The 21,282-nt window shown below is 72.2% G+C and carries 15 protein-coding genes; 3 read left to right on the forward strand and 12 right to left on the reverse strand.

Features of this window, described 5'->3' with window-relative positions; all coding sequences use genetic code 11:
- Positions 1-177 precede the first annotated feature (177 nt).
- On the reverse strand, positions 178-543 hold the full coding sequence (locus AB0912_RS05355; RefSeq protein ID WP_366696606.1) for an MGMT family protein: 366 nt from the start codon (positions 541-543) through the stop codon (positions 178-180).
- A gap of 186 nt (positions 544-729) precedes the next feature.
- Between AB0912_RS05355 and AB0912_RS05360 the strand changes: the two genes are divergently transcribed.
- From AB0912_RS05360 to AB0912_RS05370, 3 genes are all read left to right on the forward strand, one after another.
- Positions 730-3,537, forward strand: coding sequence for a lysylphosphatidylglycerol synthase transmembrane domain-containing protein (locus AB0912_RS05360; protein ID WP_366696607.1), 2,808 nt, complete (start codon positions 730-732; stop codon positions 3,535-3,537).
- Between the two features lie 101 nt (positions 3,538-3,638).
- Positions 3,639-5,183 (forward strand): alpha/beta hydrolase, encoded by a 1,545-nt coding sequence (locus AB0912_RS05365; RefSeq protein WP_366696608.1) that lies wholly within the window; start codon positions 3,639-3,641, stop codon positions 5,181-5,183.
- A 170-nt stretch (positions 5,184-5,353) separates the two neighbouring features.
- A complete protein-coding gene (locus tag AB0912_RS05370) occupies positions 5,354-6,907 on the forward strand; it encodes an alpha/beta hydrolase (RefSeq protein WP_366696609.1) in 1,554 nt (517 codons plus the stop codon).
- 98 nt (positions 6,908-7,005) lie between these two features.
- On the opposite strand, the gene moeZ is transcribed toward AB0912_RS05370, so the two are convergent.
- The 11 genes from moeZ to AB0912_RS05425 all read right to left on the reverse strand — a co-directional run bounded on the left by moeZ (position 7,006) and on the right by AB0912_RS05425 (position 21,275).
- Complete coding sequence (moeZ, locus tag AB0912_RS05375; RefSeq protein ID WP_366696610.1) at positions 7,006-8,184, reverse strand: adenylyltransferase/sulfurtransferase MoeZ; 1,179 nt, start codon at positions 8,182-8,184, stop codon at positions 7,006-7,008.
- 63 nt (positions 8,185-8,247) lie between these two features.
- Positions 8,248-9,000 carry a spherulation-specific family 4 protein gene (locus AB0912_RS05380; RefSeq protein WP_366696611.1) on the reverse strand — a complete coding sequence of 251 codons (753 nt, stop codon included), beginning with the start codon at positions 8,998-9,000 and terminating at the stop codon, positions 8,248-8,250.
- Complete coding sequence (locus tag AB0912_RS05385; protein WP_366696612.1) at positions 8,988-9,959, reverse strand: NAD-dependent epimerase/dehydratase family protein; 972 nt, start codon at positions 9,957-9,959, stop codon at positions 8,988-8,990. The genes AB0912_RS05380 and AB0912_RS05385 overlap by 13 nt, the downstream gene beginning before the upstream one ends.
- Before the next feature lie 303 nt (positions 9,960-10,262).
- On the reverse strand, positions 10,263-11,675 hold the full coding sequence (locus tag AB0912_RS05390) for a hypothetical protein (RefSeq protein WP_366696613.1): 1,413 nt from the start codon (positions 11,673-11,675) through the stop codon (positions 10,263-10,265).
- Positions 11,672-13,405 carry a DUF3492 domain-containing protein gene (locus tag AB0912_RS05395; protein ID WP_366696614.1) on the reverse strand — a complete coding sequence of 578 codons (1,734 nt, stop codon included), beginning with the start codon at positions 13,403-13,405 and terminating at the stop codon, positions 11,672-11,674. The genes AB0912_RS05390 and AB0912_RS05395 overlap by 4 nt, the downstream gene beginning before the upstream one ends.
- A 202-nt stretch (positions 13,406-13,607) precedes the next feature.
- Positions 13,608-15,278: an ABC transporter ATP-binding protein gene (locus tag AB0912_RS05400; RefSeq protein ID WP_366696816.1), complete on the reverse strand. Its 1,671-nt coding sequence runs from the start codon at positions 15,276-15,278 to the stop codon at positions 13,608-13,610.
- A 101-nt stretch (positions 15,279-15,379) separates the two neighbouring features.
- Complete coding sequence (locus tag AB0912_RS05405; protein ID WP_366696615.1) at positions 15,380-16,378, reverse strand: ABC transporter permease; 999 nt, start codon at positions 16,376-16,378, stop codon at positions 15,380-15,382.
- Positions 16,375-17,541, reverse strand: coding sequence for an ABC transporter permease (locus AB0912_RS05410; RefSeq protein ID WP_366696616.1), 1,167 nt, complete (start codon positions 17,539-17,541; stop codon positions 16,375-16,377). Before AB0912_RS05410 ends, AB0912_RS05405 begins: the two co-directional genes overlap by 4 nt.
- Before the next feature lie 4 nt (positions 17,542-17,545).
- The gene (locus AB0912_RS05415; protein WP_366696617.1) at positions 17,546-19,267 is read right to left on the reverse strand and encodes an ABC transporter substrate-binding protein; all 1,722 of its coding nucleotides are present in this window, start codon (positions 19,265-19,267) and stop codon (positions 17,546-17,548) included.
- Positions 19,268-19,467: 200 nt separating this feature from the next.
- On the reverse strand, positions 19,468-19,560 hold the full coding sequence (locus AB0912_RS05420; RefSeq protein ID WP_366696618.1) for an Ms4533A family Cys-rich leader peptide: 93 nt from the start codon (positions 19,558-19,560) through the stop codon (positions 19,468-19,470).
- Between the two features lie 56 nt (positions 19,561-19,616).
- Positions 19,617-21,275 (reverse strand): DUF3152 domain-containing protein, encoded by a 1,659-nt coding sequence (locus AB0912_RS05425; protein ID WP_366696619.1) that lies wholly within the window; start codon positions 21,273-21,275, stop codon positions 19,617-19,619.
- Positions 21,276-21,282: the final 7 nt, after the last annotated feature.

The raw sequence follows: 21,282 nt of genomic DNA on the forward strand, positions 1-21,282 counted from the left end.
AGGGGGACGCGCGCCGACGACGGTACGCCGGTGAGGTTCACGGAAGCAGGGCTTCCGCTTCTTCCCTCACGTCACGCGCGTCCCTCGCCTCACGAACGTACGGCATGTCACGGATGTGCCTCGGTTCCCTCGTACGGGCCTCAGGTTCCCCTTCCGCCCCGTGAATGCCGGAAGCTGTCAGGTGTGACCTTCCGCCCGCTCGCCGCCGTCCCACCGTGCCCGTCTCATGTCGACGCGCGGCAGATGCCCGTCGGCGGAGCGGCTCGCCTCCTTCAGGGGCGTGCCCTCCGAGCGGTAGTGGGTCAGCGCGTCCAGCTCGTGGCCGGGCAGCAGCGTCCCGTCGGCGCGGGTGACCCGCCACCACGCAACCGCCCCGCCGTAGAGGGCCATCACCCGGCCCACCTGACGCGGGCCACCCTCCTCAAGCCACTCGGCGATGTCGCCGTACGTCATGACGCGCCCGGGCGGGATCAGCTCGGCGACCTCAAGGACCCGCTCCGCGTACTCCGGCAGGGCGTCGGCCGGAAGGCTCTGCTCGCTCATCCGCCCCATCCTGCCCGATGGCACCGACAATGTGACCCGGTGGTGACTGTGCGTACACCTCGCCCAGGGGTGACGCTTGAGGCAGACTGTGCGACCCCGCATTTGCACCCTGATGCCCCCGTGTGTCAGTCGGGCATGCCACCATCGTGCGGGCGGTGACCGGTGATACGAGATCAAGAAGAGACCATGAGGCAGCAGGGCGTGCACCCCGAAGACGCGGAGAGCACCTCCGCTGCCTCGTCACGCCCGGACACCGGCGTCGGCGAGACGGACACCAAGGACGCCAAGGACGAGAAGGGCGCCAAGGACGAGAAAGGCGAGAAGAGCGAGAGCGTCACCGATCGCGCGGCCCGCAAGCGCCGGCCCGGCCCGGACTGCGAGGACGCGGACGAGGCCCACGCCGACGAGGTCGAGGGTGACGAACCCCTCCTCCCCGCGCGCGTGCACCGCCCCTCGGACCTCATGCGGCTCCTCTTCGGTGTGCTCGCCATCGCCGTGCTGCTCGCCGTCGCCGCGTTCGCGCACGGCACCACCTCGGGTCTCGAACAGGACATCAACAAGGGCACCGGCCAGGCACCCGATCTGCTGATCAAGATCGCGGGGCTGGTGTCGAGCATCGCGATCCTCCTGGTGCCCGTCGCGTTCGCGATCGAACGGCTGATCAAGCGGGACGGGCTGCGCATCGCCGACGGCGTGCTCGCGGCGGTCCTCGCCCACGGCGTGACCCTGGCGACTGACCTCTGGGTCGCCAAGGGCGCCCCCGGCTCCATCCAGGAGGCGCTCACCCAGCCCTCCCCCGGTGACGTCCACGCCCTCACGGACCCCGTGCACGGCTATCTCGCGCCGGTCATCGCCTATATGACGGCCGTCGGCATGTCCCGCAGACCGCGCTGGCGCGCGGTGCTCTGGGTGGTGCTGCTGCTCGACGCGTTCTCCATGCTGGTGACCGGCTACACGACCCCGTTCTCGATCATCCTGACGGTGCTCATCGGCTGGACCGTCGCCTACGGGACGCTGTACGCCGTCGGCTCGCCGAACGTACGGCCCACCGGACGGACCCTCATGGCGGGCCTGCGGCACGTGGGCTTCCACCCGGTCAGCGCGGCCCGCGAGGAGACACCGGAGAGCACGGAGAACGGCGACCGCGGCCGGCGCTACTTCGTCACCCTGGAGGACGGCCCGCCCCTGGACGTCACGGTCGTCGACCGTGAGCAGCAGGCGCAGGGCTTCTTCTACCGCGCCTGGCGGCGTCTGACGCTGCGCGGCATCACCACGCGCCGCAGCCTCCAGTCGCTGCGCCAGGCCCTGGAGCAGGAAGCACTCCTCGCGTACGCGGCCATCGCCGCCGGGGCCAACGCGCCCAAGCTGATCGCCACCTCCGAGCTGGGGCCCGACGCGGTGATGCTCGTCTACGAGCACACCGGTGGCCGCACCCTCGACTCGCTGCCCGACGAGATGGTCACCGACGAGCTGCTGCGCGACACCTGGCACCAGGTGCAGGCCCTGCAGTCCCGCCGTATCGCGCACCGCAGGCTCGCCGGCGACGCGATTCTGGTGGATCGTTCCGGCAAGGTGATCCTCACGGATCTGCGCGGCGGCGAGATCGCGGCCGGCGATCTCCTGCTGCGGGTGGACATCGCCCAGCTGGTGACCACGGTCGCGCTGCGGGTGGGCGCCGAGCGCGCGGTCGCGTCGGCGGTCGGTGTGCTCGGCCCGGACGCGGTCGCGGACTGCCTGCCCATGCTGCAGCCCATCGCCCTGACCCGCAGCACCCGCGCGACCCTGCGGAAGCTGGCGCGGGAACGCTCGCAGCGCGAGCGGGAGGCCGTCCTCGAAGCCTCCCGGCAGGCCAAGCTCGCCCGCGCCGAGGAGGCGGCCGAGGCGGCGGCGCCCGTCCCCGGCAAGACCGACAAGAAGGCCGTCCGTGCCGAGCAGCGCGCCGAGAAGCGCGCCCTGGACGAGGCGCTGGACGAGGCACGCGAGGAGGATCTGCTCACCCAGATCCGCCATCAGGTGCTGCTCATCAGACCGCAGGCCCCTGTCGAACCGGTCCGTCTGGAGCGGGTCCGTCCGCGCACGCTGATCAGTTTCATCGCCGGCGCGATCGGCGCGTACTTCCTGCTGACCCAGCTCACCCACATCGAGTTCGGGACGCTGTTCGACAACGCCGAGTGGGGCTGGGTCGCGGCGGCCGTGCTGTTCTCCGCGCTGAGCTACTTCGCGGCGGCGATGAGCCTGCTGGGCTTCGTGCCCGAAAGGGTGCCCTTCCTGCGGACCGTGGCGGCCCAGGTCGCCGGTTCGTTCGTGAAGATCGTCGCCCCCGCGGCGGTCGGCGGTGTGGCCCTGAACACGCGCTTCCTCCAGCGGGCCGGGGTGCGGCCCGGGCTCGCCGTGGCGAGCGTCGGCGCCTCCCAGCTCTTCGGGCTCGGCTGTCACATCCTGATGCTGCTGTCCTTCGGCTATCTGACCGGCACGGAGAAGACGCCGTCCCTGTCGCCGTCCCGGACGGTCATCGCCGGTCTGCTGACGGTCGCCGTGCTCGTCCTCGTGGTGACGTCGGTGCCCTTCCTGCGCAAATTCGTCGCCACGCGCGTGCGGTCGCTTTTCGCGGGTGTCATCCCGCGCATGCTGGACGTGCTCCAGCGGCCGCAGAAGCTCGTCACCGGCATCGGCGGCATGCTGCTGCTGACGGCCTGCTTCGTGATGTGCCTCGACGCGTCGATCCGCGCGTTCGGCCACGAGGAGCCGACCACGCTCAGCCTCGCCAGCGTCGCCGTCGTCTTCCTCGCCGGCAACGCGCTGGGCTCCGCGGCGCCCACCCCCGGCGGCGTCGGCGCGGTCGAGGCGACCCTGACGGTCGGTCTGATCGCCGTCGGCCTCCCCAAGGAGGTCGCGGCCCCGGCCGTGCTGCTGTACCGCCTGCTCACGCTGTGGATCCCGGTGCTGCCCGGCTGGCTGTTCTTCAACCATCTGACCCGCAAGGGCGCGCTCTAGGACACCCGCGCGGCTCCCGTCGTACATGCTTCACCGCGCGCCCTCACCCACACGGCTCGCGCCCCGAGCGCGCGGCCCCGCTGCCCCGCAGGATGGGAAGCATGCCGAACCCGTCTCCCCTGCGCGCCGCTGCCCTGACCCTGTCCGCCGTCCTGCTGGCCGCGTGGTCGACCGGGTGCGGCAGCGACTCCAAGAACGAGGATCTGACGGCACAGAAGCTGAGCTGGAAGGAGTGCCCGGCACCCTCCGACTCCGAGGGCGGCGGCAGCGCTCCCTCACCCCTGCCGGGCGGTACGGAGTGGCAGTGCGCCACCATGAAGGCGCCGCTGGACTGGGCGGACCCCAAGGGCGACACGATCGGGCTCGCGCTGATCCGGGCCAGGACGAGCGGCGACGAGGGCAAGCGCATCGGCTCGCTCATCTTCAACTTCGGCGGCCCCGGCGGCTCGGGCGTCACCACCCTGCCCGCCTTCGGCAAGGACTACGCGGCCCTGCGCACCCGCTACGACCTGGTCAGCTTCGACCCGCGCGGGGTGGGCCGCAGCGCCGGTGTGAAGTGCGAGGACGACGCGCAGCTCGACAGCTACTTCCAGCAGGACGCGACCCCCGACGACGACGCCGAGACGCGGGACCTGCTGCGCAACACCAAGACGTTCAACGCGGCGTGCGAGAAGAACTCCGGCAAGGTCCTCCCCCACGTCCGCACCACCGACGCGGCACGCGACATGGACCTGATGCGCCAGGTGCTCGGCGACGACAAGCTGCACTACTTCGGCATCTCGTACGGCACCGAACTGGGCGGCGTGTACGCCCATCTGTTCCCCAAGAACGTCGGCCGGGCCGTCTTCGACGGAGTCGTGGACCCGACGCAGGACCCGGAGCAGAGTTCGCTCGGGCAGGCCAAGGGCTTCCAGCTCGCGCTCGACAACTTCGCCGACGACTGCACCTCGAAGGTCGAGGACTGCCCCATCGGCGACACCGCGCAGGACGTCAAGGACCGCATCGCCAAACTGCTGAAGGACCTGGAGGCCAAGCCGATCCCCGGGATCTTCCCGCGCCGGCTCACCCAGACCGCGGCGACCAACGGCATCGCGCAGTCCCTGTACTCGAAGGACTTCTGGGAGTACCTGACGGAGGGACTCCAGCAGGCGTACGAGGGCGACGGCAAGACGCTGATGCTGCTGTCCGACTCGATGAACGGCCGCAACCAGAACGGCACCTACAGCAACATCACGGCGGCGAACATCTCCATCAACTGCGCCGACGACAAGGCGCGGTACACCGCGGACTTCGTACGGTCCAAGCTGCCGGAGTTCCGGGCGGCGTCGCCGCTGTTCGGCGACTATCTGGCCTGGGGCATGGTCAGTTGCACCGACTGGGCGGTGCCGGGCGCCGCCGATCACCCGGACGTGAGCGCTCCCGGCGCGGCCCCGATCCTCGTGGTCGGCAACACCGGCGACCCCGCCACCCCGTACGAGGGGGCGCGGAAGATGGTGGACGCGCTCGGCAAGGGCGTGGGCGTCGAGCTGACGTACAAGGGCCAGGGACACGGGGCCTACGACAGCAAGAACAAGTGCGTGCAGGGCGCGGTGAACGGCTATCTGCTGACGGGCACCGTGCCGAAGGCCGGAACGGTCTGCGCCTAGTCTGCGCCTAGACATTCGCGGGCCCGCTCCGGGATATTCGCAGACCCGATCCCAGATATTCGCAGGTCAGAGCGTTATCCACAGGCTCCGGCACGGTCGGCGGCCGGCGCCTACTATGGCCTGCAAGTGATCCGCGACTTCGGGCGGAGCACGGGCAAGGGGGGACGCTCATGACACGTTTCGCACGGTGGACGGCGGTTGCCGCCGCCGCGTTGCTGGTGGCCGGCTGCGGCGGTGGCTCGTCCGGCGACGGCAAGGACGGGGGGAAGAACAGTGACGGGCCGTCGGCGGCGGCACCGTCCTCCACCGGGTCACCGGGACTGCCCGCCTCCCTGACCGGGCAGCGGCTCGACTGGGGCCGCTGCAAGGCCACTTCGGACGGGCCCGCGCCGGGCAGCGGCTGGCAGTGCGCCACCCTCAAGGTGCCGCTGGACTACGAGAAGCCGGCGGGCGAGACGATCGGGCTCGCGCTCATCCGCTCCAAGGCGACCGGCGGCCAGGGCAAGCGCATCGGCTCGCTGCTGTTCAACTTCGGCGGCCCGGGCGGCTCGGGCGTCGGCGCCCTGCCGTCGTACGGGAGCGTCGTCGGCCCGCTGCACGAGCGGTACGACCTGGTGAGCTGGGACCCGCGCGGGGTGGCGGCCAGCGAAGGCGTGCGGTGCCGGTCGGACAAGGCGATCCAGGCCGCCGAGTCGGTGGACACCACGCCGGACGACGCGACGGAGGAAGCCGCCTACTTCAAGGACGCCGCGGACTTCGGCAAAGGCTGCGCCAAGGCCGCCGGAAAGCTGCTGTCCCATGTGTCGACCACCGACACGGCCAGGGACATGGACCTGATGCGCCAGGTCCTCGGCGACCGCCGCACGCACTACTTCGGCATCTCGTACGGCACGGAACTGGGCGGTGTGTACGCCCACTTGTTCCCGAAGAACGTGGGGCGCCTCATCCTGGACGCCGTGGTCGACCCGAGCGCGGACACGGTGGGCCACGCGAAGAACCAGACGCTGGGCTTCCAGCGCGCTCTGGACGACTACCTCAAGTCGACCGGCCAGGACCCCGCGCAGGGCTCGCGGAAGATCGCGGACCTGCTGAAGCGGATCGACGCGAAGCCGCTGCCCACCGCCGGCGGCCGGGAGCTGACCCAGACGCTGGCCGTCACCGGCATCGTGCTCCCGCTCTACAGCAAGCAGGGCTGGCCGACCCTCACCGACGCGTTGAAGGACGCCGAGGACGGGGACGGTTCGGCGCTGCTGGACCTCGCCGACGGCTACAACGAACGCGACGCCTCCGGGCACTACGGCACGACGACGCATTCCCAACGGGTCATATCGTGCTTGGACGACAAGCAGCGCCCGACGCCACGGGAGACGAAGGCACGGCTCGCCGAGTTCGAGAAGATCTCGCCCGTGTTCGGGGACTTCATGGCCTGGGACACGGCGGGCTGGTGCCACGACTGGCCGGTGCCCGGGCAGTACGACACCCCCGAGGTGAGCGCTCCGGGCGCCGCCCCGATCCTGGTCGTCGGCAACACCGGGGACCCGGCGACTCCGTACGAGGGTGCCCGCAGGATGGCCGACGAGCTGGGCAAGGGCGTCGGCGTGGAGCTGACGTGGAAGGGCGAGGGGCACGGCGCCTACGGCAGTGGGAGCGACTGTGTCGACTCGACCGTGAACCGCTATCTGCTGGAGGGGACGGTGCCGAAGGACGGCAAGGTCTGCTCATGACGACGGCGGGGGTTCCACGGACACCCGGTCCGCGGAACCCCCGCCGGCAGAGGAGCTTGCCGAGCCGCCGGTCAGAAAACCGGCTCGTCGGGCTCGGCTCAGTACACCGGCTTGTCGGGCTCGATCTGGTTGACCCAGCCGATCACACCGCCGCCGACGTGCACGGCGTCCGCGAAGCCCGCGGACTTCAGCACGGCGAGGACTTCCGCACTGCGGACACCCGTCTTGCAGTGCAGGACGATCTTCTTGTCCTGCGGCAGGGTCTCCAGGGCGGTGCCCATGAGGAACTCGTTCTTCGGGATCAGCTTGGCGCCGGGGATCGAGACGATCTCGTACTCGTTGACCTCGCGGACGTCGATGATCTCGATGTTCTCGCCGTCGTCGATCCACTCCTTGAGCTGCTTGGGAGTGATCGTCGAGCCGGCCGCCGCCTCCTGGGCCTCCTCGGACACGACACCGCAGAAGGCCTCGTAGTCGATGAGTTCGGTGACGGTCGGGTTCTCGCCGCAGACCGCGCAGTTGGGGTCCTTGCGGACCTTGACCTGGCGGTACTGCATCTCCAGGGCGTCGTAGATCATCAGGCGGCCGACGAGCGGGTCGCCGATGCCGGTGAGGACCTTGATCGCCTCGGTGACCTGGATGGAGCCGATGGACGCGCACAGCACGCCGAGGACACCGCCCTCGGCGCAGGAGGGGACCATGCCCGGCGGCGGGGGCTCCGGGTAGAGGCAGCGGTAGCAGGGACCGTGCTCGGACCAGAAGACCGAGGCCTGGCCGTCGAAGCGGTAGATCGAGCCCCACACGTACGGCTTGTTCAGCAGCACGCAGGCATCGTTGACCAGGTAGCGGGTCGCGAAGTTGTCCGTGCCGTCGACGATCAGGTCGTACTGGCTGAAGATGTCCATCACGTTCTCGGCCTCGAGCCGCTCTTCGTGAAGGATCACGTTCACGTACGGGTTGATGCCCAGCACGGAGTCACGGGCCGACGCGGCCTTGGAGCGGCCGATGTCCGCCTGGCTGTGGATGATCTGGCGCTGCAGGTTCGACTCGTCGACCTCGTCGAACTCCACGATGCCGAGCGTGCCCACGCCGGCCGCGGCCAGGTACATCAGCGCCGGCGATCCGAGGCCGCCGGCGCCCACACAGAGCACCTTGGCGTTCTTCAGCCGCTTCTGCCCGTCCATGCCCACGTCGGGGATGATCAGGTGGCGGGAGTACCTGCGGACCTCGTCTACGGTGAGCTCAGAGGCTGGCTCGACCAGGGGTGGCAGCGACACGGGGACTCCGTTGGTCGGTCAATCACTACAGTTGTTCTCCCCGTAACACTGCCACGCCCTTCTTCATTCCGAGACACCCGTTCCGATCCGCGAGACGATTTCGTCCCAGTAGCCGGGCATCGCCTCCCAGGGGGTGCCCCTGCCGCCGTGGTCCGAGCGGTCGGTGAAGTAGATGGTGGAGGCGCCCTGCCAGCGGGCGATCCGCAGTGCCTCCTCCAGATGGCCACGCGGCACGCCGTGCACGAAGTGGCAGAAGCGGTCGGGGGGATACTCGGCGGTCCACTCGGCGGCCTGCGACCAGCGGTACTCGCTCCAGGGGCCGGAGAAGGTGACGAGCTGGTCGGCGTTCTCCGCATATCCCGGGAACGGGTGGGTGCCGTGGCCCAGCACGATGTGCGCGCCGTCGCGCAGCCCCCGCAGCGCCCCGACCGTGCGGCGGGTGCCGGGCAGCGCGGAGCGTTCGGCGGGGCAGCGGTCGAGCAGGAATCCGTCGGTCTGGTACCAGTCGAGATAGCGCCGCGCGTCGGCGACGATCTCGGTGAACGGGCGCGCGCCGTAGGCGGTGTCCAGGTGGCCGAGGACCCGGACGCCCGCGTTGCGCAGTCGTCCGGAGGCCTCCAGGCAGCGCGGGTCGGGCCGGGCGCCGGGGCCGTTGTCCACGTTCAGGACGACCCAGTGCAAGGGGGTGCCGGGGCGGGTGAGTCCGTCCCACTCGACGGGAGCGACGAGGGGGTGCGCGTAGCCGGGGACGCCGAAGCCGGTCCCGGACCGGTCGGTGCCGGCGGTGCCCGTGGCGGTGCTGGTCAGATGCGGCATGCCGCCTCCATCCAGATGTCGGCGAGGGATTCTTCGAGGTTGATCCGGGGACGCCAGCCGAGCCGGTCGCGGGCGGTGCGCACATCGGCCTGCTGCCAGCCGCCGCAGCCGTCCGGGTACGGGTACGCGACGGGGGCGGCGTGGTCGGGCTCCGGGCGGGGGTGGCCGATGGTGGCCCGGATGGCCGGTCCGGCCGGGCCCGGCGGTCCGTCGAGTTCGTGCAGGGCGCCGCCGTATCCGGCGACGCGGGCGAGGACGGAGGCGGCGTCGCGGAGCCGGACGGCACGGCCCGAGCCGATGTTGATGACGCCCTGCGCGGCGGAGAGCGAGGCGGCGTGGACGGCGCGGGCGACGTCGCGGACGTCGATGAAGTCGCGCTGGACGCCGAGGCCGCCGAGCTTCAGTTCGCCGTCGCCGGACTGCATGGCTCGGCGCAGGGCTTCGGCGAGCCGGCCGAGCGGGGAGCCGGCGGGGGTTCCGGGTCCGGCGGGCGAGAAGACGCGGAGCACGACGGCGTCCAGGCCGGAGCCGAGGACGAGTTCGGTGGCCGCGAGCTTGCTCACGCCGTACGGGCCGCCCGGACGGGGTACGGCGTCCTCGGCGGTGGACGAGCCGGGCTGGCTCGGCCCGTACTCGGCTCCGCAGCCGATCTGCACGAGCCGGGCGCCGCAGCCGCTGCGCCGCAGGGCCTCGCAGACGGTGGCGACGGCGACGGTGTTGTGCCGGGTGAGGTCGCGGGCGCCGCCGCGGGTGGTGCCCGCGCAGTTGATGACGACTCCGGGGTGCACCGCGTCCAGGAAGCGGGTGAGCGCGCCGGGGCTGCCCGAGGCGAGGTCGAACCGTACGTCGGCGTCGTCGCCCCGGCCGAGCGCGGTGAGCTGCACGGCCGGGTCGGCGAGCAGTCTGTCGGCGACGAAACGGCCGAGGTAGCCGTTGGCTCCGATCAGCAGGACCCTCATCGGGCGGCTCCCGGGGCGGATTCTCCGGTTCGGGAGGTGATCATCTGGCTGTCTCCTTGTAGGTGGCGCAGTAGGTCGGGGAGAGGGCCCGCGGTGTCGGCCCCGCGGGAGCGAGAGGCCCGGCCCCGGGGTGGTCCCGGGGCCGGGGAGGGTCCAGGGCGGCGAGGCCATGGGCCGGGAGGGGGACGGGAAGGTCCGGGTGGCGGCGGTTCCGGTGGCCGTCCGCGCGGCCGGGGTTCGCGTCCGCCGTGGCGCGGTGCGGCTCGGGCGGCGGCCCCGGGGGCCGGTTCCGGCGCCCGCGCCTCATGGGGTCTCGCCGGTGCGGGCGTGGGCGGAGGCCCGGGTCAGGGTGCGGGTGGCGTGGAGGAGCAGGACGGCGGCGCCCGCCCCGCACGCCAGCGCGGGTACGGCGCCGGTTCCCCAGGCGGCGGTGAGAGTGTCGACGGGGGTGGCCAGGAAGGAGCAGCCGGGGAGGCGGGCCGCGAACACCGTGGCCAGGGCCGCCGTCTCGGCCGCGCCCGCGCCCGCGAGTGCCAGGGCCGGGGCGTGGGTGAAGCCGCGTGCGGTGAGCAGCCGCGCGAGCAGGAGCAGGGCACCGAGGGCACCGGCTCCGGCATAGCCGGGCGGCTCGTCGAGCACGGCACCGCACAGGGCGAGCAGTCCGAGCAGCGCGCACAGGAACAGGCCGACCGCGCCGAGGAGCAGGGGCTGTACGGAGGCGGCGAACTCCTCCAGGCCCCGGCTCGTGGTGAGGCGGCGGCGGGCGCGGCTGACGAACAGGTGGGCGCACCAGGCGGCCGGGGCGCAGGCCAGGGAGAGGGCGAGGACGGGGGCGGTGGCCAGGGGCCAGTCTCCGTGCGGTCCGTCGCCGAGGCCGGCGGTCAGCAGGCCGTCGCCGAGGAGGGCGTACGCGAGGAGCCAGCAGGTCCAGCCGAGGGTGGCGCCGGTCGTGCTGTGGCTGCTGCCGAGCGGCCCACGGCGGAGGGCGAGGCGGACGGCGAACGCGACCGCGAGGGCGCCGAACGCGGCGACGGCGAGGCGCGGTTGACCGTGCGTGAGGCGCAGCCCGGTGACGACGGCCGCGCCGAGGGCGCCCGGTGCCAGGGCGAGGACGGCCCAGTAGGCGCGCGCACCGGCGGGCTGTGCGGTGGTCTGCGTGCCGGGCGGCGCCGCCTCGCCGTCGCGCGGCACGCGCGCGTACATCTCCTCGGCGAGGGAGAAGACGTCCCGGTGCCGGAAGCGGGCGGCGGTGCGGTCGGTCACACCGTGCGCCTCAAGTCCCGCGGCGATCTCCAGGGGGTCGACGGCCCGTTCGCAGAGTTCCCGGTGACGGTGCATCAGCGCCTTCACGGGGTCCACGGCCCCTCGCCGCCCGCCGGGCTTGCGACCGCCGTCGGCCGCCTCCGCGCGGGTACCGAGGGGCCCGTGGCCACCATCGACGCTCTCCGCGCGGGTACCGACGGGCCCGTACCCACCATCGGCGCTCTCGGCGTCCGTGCCGGAGCCACCGCTCATGCCGATGCCAGAGCCGACGCCGACGCCGGTGCCGGAGCCCGTGCTCATGCCGGTGTCGGAGCCGATTCCAGAGCTGACGCCGGGGTCGGAGCCGATGCCGGTGTCGGAGTCGATGTCCGCGCCAGAATCGGTGTCCGGGTCGAGTCCGGCCAGGGCGTCGGTACCGCTCCGGGTGCCCCTCGCCCCGTTGTCGCCCGTCATGCGCCCTCCCCCGCCGGGACGCTCGCCGTGGCGCGCACCGGGGCGCCCTCGGACCAGCGGGTCCGGGCCGCCGCGGCGAGGCGGGCCTCGGTCCAGCGGCCGGGGAGGTGGGCCTCGGCGGGCACGCCGAACGGCAGCGGCTCCCCCGCGTGGTCCACGACCACGCGGCGTACCGGGGAGTGGGAGACGATCTCCAGGTAAATGCTGTGAAACGCCGCGACGTTCTGCTCGACGGTGAAGAGTTCGAGGGCGCGTGCGCGGGCGGCTGCGCCCAGGCGCTCACGGCGCTCGGTGTCGCGCAGCAGCGCCACGCACGCCTCGGCGAGCGCCCGCGGGTTGCGCGGCGGGACCACCAGGCCCGTACCGCCGATGACCTCGACGACCGCGCCCACGTCGGTGGAGACGGTGGCCCGGCCGCAGAACATCGCCTCGACCAGGCTGATCGGGAAGCCTTCCACGACGCTGGAGAGGACGACCAGGGCACCGGAGGCGTAGGCCTCGGCGAGGTTCGGGACCTCCGGTCCGCCGATCTCCTCGAAGGAGACGGGGTTGTCGCCGACGGCGTGCACGCCCTCGGCCTCGTCGGGGAAGAGCTGCGCGGCCAGCGCCTTGCAGTGGGCAAGATAGGTGGCGCCGTCCGGTCCCTCGGCGGGGGCGCCGACGATCCTGAGCCGGGTCTTCGGTTCCTCCTTGCGGACCTCCGCGAAGGCGTGCAGGAGGGAGATGAGGTCCTTGGCGGGTTCGATGCGGCCGACCCACACCAGCGTGTCGGGGTCCGCGCACCGGCTGCCGTCGACGCCCTCCCCGACCTCCGCGAAGCGCTCGGCCTCCATGCCCGGGTAGACGGTGCGCAGCTTGGCGCGGTCGGCGCCGCAGCGCTCCTGCCAGCGGCGGGCGTGGGCGTTGCCGGGTGTGATGAGGGTGGCGGCGCCGTACACCTCGGCGGCGAGCGCGCCGTGGAAGGCGGCCAGCAGGGCGCGTACGGCGGGGGCCTCGCCGACCGTCGCGGAGGCGAGGTAGTGCGCCCGCAGTTGCACGCCGTACTCGGTGACCAGCAGGGGGACGCCGAAGAAGTGCCGGGTGAGCAGGCCGGGCAGGGCCGCCGCTCCGCCGGCCGCCGCGTGGCAGAGGTCGACCGAGCCGAGGCCGTCGTCCTCGTACCAGTCGAGCGAGAGGGGGCGCAGGGCGCGCTCGATGTGGCCGGCGACGGCGAGCAGGTCGGGGACGCGTGCCGCGCGGGCGGTCCGCAGCGCGCCGGGCGCGCGACAGGCGCGCTCCAGGGCGCGGACCGCTCCTTCCGAGCGGAGGGCGCCGACCAGTCCGCCCTCGTCGCGGGCGAGTTCGGCGAGTCCGTACAGGGCGCTGGCGAAACGGTCCGCCTGGGCGCCGGCGGAGTCCGCCGCCCGCTCGGGTACCTCCGCCGCGCCCGCTGTCCCCGGTCCCGCGCAGACGGCCGCCGCGAGGTCCCCGTACGCCTCGGCGAACCGGCGCCTGGCCCGGCGTCCGTACACCACGCCGTCGTCCTCCGCCGTCCACAGCGGTGCCGTGCGTACGCGGCTGACCTGGGACGGCAGTTGGATCCAGCCCTCGTCCTCCTGGCGCTCGGTGCGGCTGAGCGCGTAGATGTCGAACTCGTGCTGCCCGAGCCCGCGCACGAGCCGGTCGCACCAGAGTCTGGCGTCACCGCTCACATACGGATAGCCACCCTCCGTCAGCAGTCCGATGCGCACGAGTACACCCCCGATCTCCCGTATGGGGAGCCGCCGTTGACCCGACGGCTCGCAGCGGGACGAACGTATGCGGACAAGGCGGTGGCGCGACGGACGGTTGTCCATCGCGCCACCAAAAGGGGTGAACGGTCGTAACTTTCCCGCGCGGGAGGCGTTTCGGCGCGCTAGGAGATCAGCGGGAGACCGGCAGCCGGTCGGACGGTCACGCGGGTACGGGCTCCTTGCCGGCCGCCAGTTCCCTGCGGGCCGCCCGGCGGCGGGCCGCGACCTCGGGTTCGAGCGCCGGTACGGCGGCCAGCAGTTGCCGGGTGTACGGGTCGCCGGGGCGCTCGTACACCTCGTCGGCGGGCCCGTACTCGACGAGCTTGCCGCGCCGCATCACCGCGACCGTGTCGCTGACCTGGCGTACCACGGCCAGGTCGTGCGCCACGAAGACCAGCGCGAGGCCGAGTTCCCGCTGGAGTTCGGCGAGCAGCGCGACGACCTGGGCCTGTGTGGTGACGTCGAGCGCGGAGACGGGTTCGTCGCACACGATGGCGCGCGGCTCGGCGGCCAGCGCCCGGGCGATGCCCACGCGCTGGCGCTGTCCGCCGCTGAACTCGTGCGGGTAGCGGTCGTAGTGCGCCGCTTCGAGCCCCACGCGCTCCAGCAGTTCCCGTACGCGCCCCCGGATGCGCCCCTCGTCACGCTCGCCGCGTGCCCGTAGCGGGTCGGCGATGGACTCGCCCACGCTGCGCCGGGGATTGAGGGAGGAAACCGGGTCCTGGAAGACCATCTGCACACTGGGGCGCACGCCGGACTGTTCGCGCCCTTCGAAGCGGACGGTTCCGCTGGTGGGCTCCAGGAGCCCCACCAGCATTCTTCCCAGGGTGGTCTTGCCGCTGCCGCTCTCGCCGACCACGCCGAGGGTCTCGCCCCGGCGGACGGTCAGCGACACGTCGTCGACGGCCGCGACCCGCCGCTTCCCGCGCCCGAACTCGCGCCGGAGACCGACGGCTTCGAGGACCACGTCGTCCGACGGGACCTCCTTGGACACGGGGTTCTCCGCGCGGGCCTTCGGTGAGCCGTCGCGCTCGGGGCGGCGGGGCACGTCCACGCGCGGGACGGCGCCGAGCAGTTCGCGGGTGTACGTCTCCCGGGGCGCGCCGAGGACGGCGGCGACCGGGCCGTGCTCGACCGCGCGGCCGTGCCGCATCACGAGGATGTCGTCTACGCTCTCGGCGGCCACCCCGACGTCGTGGGTCACCAGCAGCAGGCCCATCCCGGTCTCCTGGCGCAGCGTGTGCAGCAGGTCGAGGATCTGCGCCTGGACGGTGACGTCGAGGGCGGTGGTCGGCTCGTCGGCGATCAGCAGTTCGGGTTCGCAGGCGAGCGCCATGGCGATCAGGGCGCGCTGGCGCATGCCGCCGCTGAACTCGTGCGGGCGCGAGCGGGACCGGCGTACCGCGTCGGGGATGCCGACCCGGTCCAGCACGTCCACCGCACGCGCGCGTGCCGCGCGGCGCGAGGCCTTCGTGTGCACCCGGTACACCTCGGCGATCTGGTCGCCGACCGCGTAGTACGGGTCCAGGGACGACAGCGGGTCCTGGAAGACCATGGCGGCCTTCCCGCCGCGCAGGCGGCCCAGTTCGTCGTCCGAGGCCCGCTGGACGTCCACGCCCGCCACCCGGACCGTGCCGGAGACGTGCGCCCCGGTGCCGCGGTGCAGCGCCAGCAGGGCGGAGGCCACCGTGGACTTGCCCGAGCCGGACTCGCCGACCAGGCCGAGGGCGGCGCCCTTCGCCAGCCGGAAGGAGAGCCCGTCGACGGCCCGCAGGTCGCCGAAGCCGACCGTGAGGCCGTCCACCTCGACCAGCGAGGGCCCGCCGTCCACCTCGACCGGCGAGGACCCGGAGTCCGCGGGGACGGACCCGGCCGTTGCGTCACTCACGCCAGAACCACCCGTCGGACTCCCGCCAGTACCACCCGTCGGACTCATGCCAGTACCACCCGTCGGTCGGCCACCGCGTACAGCACGTCCGCGACGGCGTTGGCGATGACCACGAAGAAGCCGATGACCATGACCATGCCGACGACCACGGGAAGGTCGACGACATTCACGGCGTGGACCAGTTCCTGGCCTATGCCGGGCAGTCCGAAGAGGGTCTCGGTGAGGACCGCGCCGCCGATGGCGCTGCCGACGTTGTTGGCGTTGAGCGCGATGATCGGCGCGAACGCCCCGCGCAGCGCGTGCCGCCCGATGATCGACCGCTCGCCGACGCCGTACGCGCGGAAGGTGCGGATGTGGTCCTCGGCGAGGGTCTCCAGCATCGACGCCCGGGTCAGCCGGGCGAACGTGGCGGCCTCGATGAGGGCGAGGGAGAGCCAGGGCAGCAGCAGGTTCCAGGCCCACTGTTCGGGGTCGTCGGTGAGGCTGACGTACTGCGGGAACGGCAGGAGCCGTAGCTGTCCGCAGACGACGATCATCAGGACGAGGCCGATCACGAAGACGGGCGTGGCCACGCCGGCGAGCGTGACGCCGGTCAGCACGCGTTCGCTGAGCCGGCCGCGCCGCCACGCGGACAGCACACCGGTGCCGACACCGAGGATCAGCCACAGGATCATCGCGCCGAACACCAGCGACAGGCTGACCGGCAGCTTGGTGAAGATCAGGTGGGTGACCTGTTGGCCGCCCTGGTAGGACAGGCCGAGGCAGGGCGCCGAGCAGTGCTCGACGGAGGTGCCCGTGGAGTAGTCCTGGCCGACGAGGATGCCCTGGAGGAAGTGCCAGTACCGCAGGTAGAGGGGGTCGTCGAGCCTCAACTGCTGGGCCACCTGGTGCACTTGCTCCGGGGAGCAGCGGGGGCCGCAGGTGATCTGGGCGACGTTGCCGGGCGTGACGAAGAAGACGACGTAGACGATCACCGAGATGGCGAGCAGGGTGAGCGCGGTGCCGACGAGGCGGCGCAGGACGAACCCGCCGAAGCCGCTCATGCCTGGTCCTCCTTCCGGCCGGCCGCGTCCGCCTCGGCCCGCGCGCCGAGGGCCCCGACGCCGCCCGCGGTGTCCGCGCCCGACGTGGTCTTCCCGGTCCCGGTGTCCGCGCCCGGCGAGGTCTTCTCGGTCCCGGCATCCGCACCCGACGTGGTCTTCCCGGTCCCGGCGTCCGCCTTGCGCTCGCGCCTGCGGCCCGTGCCGATGCGCAGCCGGGAGGCCGCGCGGGGGTCGAGGGCCGTGCGGATGCCGTCGCCGAGGACGGTCAGCGCCAGGACGGTCACGAAGAGCGCGCCGGCGGGCAGCAGCAGGTACTGCGGGGCGGCCTGGTACCAGACGTCGGCGGCGGTGAGCATCTGTCCCCAGGAGGGTGTCGGGGGCTTGACTCCGACGCCCAGGAAGGACAGCGCGGCTTCCGCGCTGATGTTCATCGGGACAAGAAGCGCGGCGTAGGTGATGACCGGCGCGGCGAGTCCCGGCAGCAGTTCGCGGCGGGCGATCCGCCAGGTGCCCCAGCCGCTGAGCCGGGCGGCGGAGACGTAGTCGAGTCCCTTGAGGGTGAGCGTCTGGGCGCGCGTGATCTTCGCGACGTTGCCCCAGGCGATCAGGCCGATGACGAGGGCGACCAGCAGCGGCCGGGGGAAGCTGCCGGGCACGATCGCCAGCAGCGCCAGCGACATGATCATCAGCGGCAGCGCGAGGATGATCTCGGTGAACCGGCTCAACAGTTGATCAACCCATCGGGAACCGAGGGCGGCGGCGACGCCGACCACGACGCCGATGAGGACCTGCACGAACGTCGCGCCGAGGGCGACGCCGAGGGAGACCCGGGCGCCGTACACGAGACGGGCGAAGAGGTCGCGGCCGGTCTGCGGTTCGACGCCGAGCCAGTGGTCGGCGCTGATGCCGCCGAGCGAGCCCACCGGGACGCCGCCGCGCGCGGAGTCGATCAGCGAGGGGTGGTAGGTGGTGGGGTCCTGGCCCTCGATCGCGGTGAGCAGCGGCGCGGCGACCGCGACGAAGACCAGAAGGGCGACGACGGCCGCCGCGGCGAGGGCGGCCCGCTGCGCGCGCAGCCGCCGCCAGAACTGACGGGCCCCCGAAACCCCCGGGACGGAGGAGTCCGTCCCGGGGGCCGTGGAGGCGACGAGTACGTCGCTCACGGTGCTACTTCACCGCGACCTGGGAGATGTCCAGAACGCCGGTCCAGTCGCTGATCACGATGTTCTTGACGTCCTTGCCGTACAGGCGCTTGTAGACGGGGTGGAACAGCGGCACGGTCAGCGCCTGCTCGCCGGTCTTCTCGTCCAGTGCGCCCCAGCGCTTGGCGGCCTCGTCAAGATCGGTCAACTTGTTGATCGCGTCAATCTCGCTGTTGACCGACTTGTCGTTCAGGAAGCCGGTGTTGAAGTTGGCGCCGTCCTTGACGATCTGCCGGCCGTCGAAGATGGGGGCCAGGAAGGGGCCGCCGGAGGGCCAGTCGGCACCCCAGTGGGCGAGGAAGAAGCCCGGCTCGGTCTTGGCGCTGTGGATCTTGTCGCTGTAGTCGTTCGACTCCAGGCCCTGCAGCTTGACGGTGATGCCGGCCTTCTTGAGCGCGTCCTGGATGGCGGTCGCGATCTCCGGGCTGGTCTCGAAGTCCTTGCTGTTGGAGTGGGTCAGGGTCACGGTGAGGCCGTTCTTGTAACCGGCCTCCTTCAGCAGTTCCTTCGCCTTGGTGGCGTTGCCGGAGGCGCCCGCCGGGAAGTGGTCGTAGGGCGTGTAGCCGAAGGACTTCTGGTTGGGCAGGTAGGTGGTGGCGGGCTCGGCGAGCGAGGAGCCGCCGGCCGCGTTGACGACCGAGCTGCGGTCGATGGCGTAGGAGATCGCCTGGCGCACCTTCGGGTTGTCGAACGGCTTCACCTTCGGGTTGAAGGCGATGTAGTTCGTGTAGCCGAAGTGTCCGGTGCCGACGCGGGAGGCCAGCTCCTTGTCGCCGGTCACCTTGGCGAGTTCGGCCGGGCCGAGGTTGGTGTCCGTGGTGACGGCGGCGGCGTCCGCGCCCTGGGAGGAGGACAGCCGCTGGTTGATCACGGAGGAGTCCAGACCGGACCGTACGTCGATCCGGTCCGGGTAGGCCTTGCGCTCGGCGTCGGTCGAGGCGGACCAGTGGGTGTTGCGCTCCAGGACGAGCCGTTCGCCGTCGTTCTCGTTCTTGACGACCTTGTACGGACCCGAGGAGACCGGGTGCTGCTCGTACTTGGTGCCGGTGTCCTTGGCCTTCGGGACGGGGGTGAACTGCGTCTGCGTGGCCAGGTAGGGGAACTCGCCCTCGGGCTTGTTCAGGTGGAAGACGATGGTCAGGTCGTCGGGCGTCTCGATCGAGTCGAGGCCCTTCTTGTCCTTGTAGGGACCCTGGTAGTCGGCTCCGCCGATGAGCCAGTCGCGCAGGTAGGGCGCGCCGCCGGACAGTTCGGCGGCGAAGGAGCGCTCGATGCCGTACTTGATGTCGGCGGAGGTGATCGGCGTGCCGTCCTCGTACGTGAGGCCCTTCTTCAGGGTGTACGTCCACACGGTCGCGTTCTTGCTCGGGCGGCCGGTGTCGGTGGCCAGGTCGGGCACGACCTTCGCGCCGGCCGCGCCGTTCTCGCGGTTGCGGGTGGTGAGGGTGCGGAAGACGAGCGAGGGCACGTTGCCGCCGCCGGAGGTGTACAGCCGCGCGGGGTCGAAGTCGGACTGCGGGTTGGAGTTCAGGACGGTGAGGGTGCCGCCCTTCTTCGCCTGGGAGTCGCCGCCTCCGGAACTCTTGGCATCGTTGTCCTCAGGGCCGCAGGCGGCGGCGCCCGCTGCCACGACCAGGCTGACGGTTGCCACTGCCGCACGGCGGGCTATGAGGGACGGTTGACGCATCGGAAGACGACCTCTCGGGTGGTTCGAATACTGAGACGGGGTGACGCGGAATGAGACAGCGGAGCGCGGAGCCCGCCCAGGGCGTCAAGCGTCGGAGTCCGACCGGACCGGAGAAGGTACGGGCGCGGGGAACCGGAGAGGTTCCGGGGCGCACGGGAAGGAGACGAGAAGGAAAGCGACGCACTCGCCGGGGGCGGGCGTCAGCGACAGTCGATGTCGGCCACGCACAGCGCGGTCACGCCGATGAGCGCCAGCTCGATGGCGGCGCGGGCGGAGGCGTGACGGGGCGACATGCGGAAAAATATGAACGAACTTTCGGCGCATGTCAACGTGACCTCAGAGGCCTGCGTCAACTCCCGGGATAGGCCCAGGGGTTGGGCCGGCAGTGGATTCCGTCGTGGTCGAGGAACTTGGTCTGCTGCTGCATGACCGGGGCGAGCGCGCCGTCCTTGGTGCAGCTGACGTGCCCGTATCCGAGCCGGTGACCGACCTCGTGGTTGATCAGCATCTGCCGGTAGGAGTGAATCTTGTCACCGTAGGTCACGGAGCCCTGGGCCCACCGGTAGGCGTTGATCATGACGCGCTCGGTGGACGCCGAGTCGCACGAGACGTTGTCCTCCGTGGTGTCGAGGCCCGACTTGGCGCACCACGTGGCGGTGGTGCCGGGGCTCGCCAGGGTGATGACGAAGTCCGGTTTGCCGGAACTGATCCGCTCGAAGGTGCGGGCTCCGCCGTGCGCCCAGCTCCGCTTGTCGTTCAGGGTCTTCTGGACGGCCTCGGCGAACAGGGCGCCGTCGAGGCCGAGTCCCTGCTCCACGTCGATCCGATAGACGTACTTACGCCCCTTTCCGGGCGCTTTGTCGAACCCGGGGACCGCGTCGAACTTCCCCGGCCCCTTGAGCTTCGGGCCCAACGCGTACGTCTTGGCCATCTTCTGGTCGTACGTCAGGGCGAGGGCGGCCGTGCTCGGGCGGCCGGCCTGGGTCGGCCTGCCGTCACCGCGCGAGGCTGGATCGCGGGTCACCCGGTCACCGGCGGCGGCGGACCGGGCCCGGGCGTCGGTGTCCTGCCGCCCGGTGGCGACCTGGCCGGCGACGACGACGGCGAGCACGGTGATGACGGCGGCCGCCGCGATGCCGGTGAACGCCCGCCCCTTGCCGCCGCGCCCCTTGTCCGGCGTCCCGCTCTCCGGCACCGGCGGCACACCGGAGCCGCCCGCCGCGCCGGCCCGCGCGCCCTCGTCCGAGCCGAAGTCGTAGGGGTCGTCTTCGGTCCGGGGGCCGGGCGTCCGGCCGGGAGCGCCCGCGCGGGACGCGAAGAGGTCGTCGTCCTCGTCCGTGGCGGTGTCGAAGTCGGTGGCGAGGTCGAAGGCGTCGACGTACGCCTGCCGAGGGGCGCTCGGCGGGACGCCCGGACGCTCCTGACGCTGACGCGGGACCATCGGCCCGGCGGGCGGGCCTTGAGGAGCCACTCCGCCCCCCGGCTCCCCCCAGCCGCCGCCCTGTTCCCACTGCTCGGGATGCCCACCCCGCACCCGGGGCACCCCGCGCGCCGGGGTCCCGTCGGCGAACCGGGGCGTGCCGTGCGCGGGGGTGCCGTCGGCGAACCGGGGCGTGCCGTGCGCGGGGGTTGCGTCGGGAAGTCGGGGCGTGCCGTGGGCGGGTGTGCCGTCGAAGAAGCGCGGCACCCCGTGCGCCGGGGTGCCGTCCGGGAAACGCGGGACACCGTGCGCCGGCGTCCCGTCCACGAACCGGGGCATCCCGCGCGCGGGAGTGCCGTCGGAGACCGTCGGGAAGCCGTGGGACGGGGTCACGTCGGCGCGTGGGGGTGCGCTGCGGGGCGCGGGGGTGTTCGCGGGCGGGTAGGGCCCGAGGGGGCCGGGACGGGGCGCAGCCGCTCGCCGGACCGGGTCCGGGCCCGGCTCGGGTGACGCTTCGGCCCCGGGCACCGCTCGCGTTCGCGAGGTGTCCGCCTGGTCGGCCCGCCCCCGACGACTGTGTCGTCCCACTTCCTGC

This window comes from Streptomyces sp. NPDC007084 (assembly GCF_040703595.1).
GTDB lineage: Bacteria > Actinomycetota > Actinomycetes > Streptomycetales > Streptomycetaceae > Streptomyces.

Bases quoted from the DNA above. Each gene is read 5' to 3' on its own strand.
- AB0912_RS05355 (WP_366696606.1), bottom strand. From the start codon at position 543: ATGAGCGAGCAGAGCCTTCCGGCCGACGCCCTGCCGGAGTACGCGGAG.
- AB0912_RS05360 (WP_366696607.1), top strand. From the start codon at position 730: ATGAGGCAGCAGGGCGTGCACCCCGAAGACGCGGAGAGCACCTCCGCT.
- AB0912_RS05365 (WP_366696608.1), top strand. From the start codon at position 3,639: ATGCCGAACCCGTCTCCCCTGCGCGCCGCTGCCCTGACCCTGTCCGCC.
- AB0912_RS05370 (WP_366696609.1), top strand. From the start codon at position 5,354: ATGACACGTTTCGCACGGTGGACGGCGGTTGCCGCCGCCGCGTTGCTG.
- AB0912_RS05380 (WP_366696611.1), bottom strand. From the start codon at position 9,000: ATGCCGCATCTGACCAGCACCGCCACGGGCACCGCCGGCACCGACCGG.
- AB0912_RS05385 (WP_366696612.1), bottom strand. From the start codon at position 9,959: ATGAGGGTCCTGCTGATCGGAGCCAACGGCTACCTCGGCCGTTTCGTC.
- AB0912_RS05390 (WP_366696613.1), bottom strand. From the start codon at position 11,675: ATGACGGGCGACAACGGGGCGAGGGGCACCCGGAGCGGTACCGACGCC.
- AB0912_RS05405 (WP_366696615.1), bottom strand. From the start codon at position 16,378: ATGAGCGGCTTCGGCGGGTTCGTCCTGCGCCGCCTCGTCGGCACCGCG.
- AB0912_RS05415 (WP_366696617.1), bottom strand. From the start codon at position 19,267: ATGCGTCAACCGTCCCTCATAGCCCGCCGTGCGGCAGTGGCAACCGTC.
- AB0912_RS05420 (WP_366696618.1), bottom strand. From the start codon at position 19,560: ATGTCGCCCCGTCACGCCTCCGCCCGCGCCGCCATCGAGCTGGCGCTC.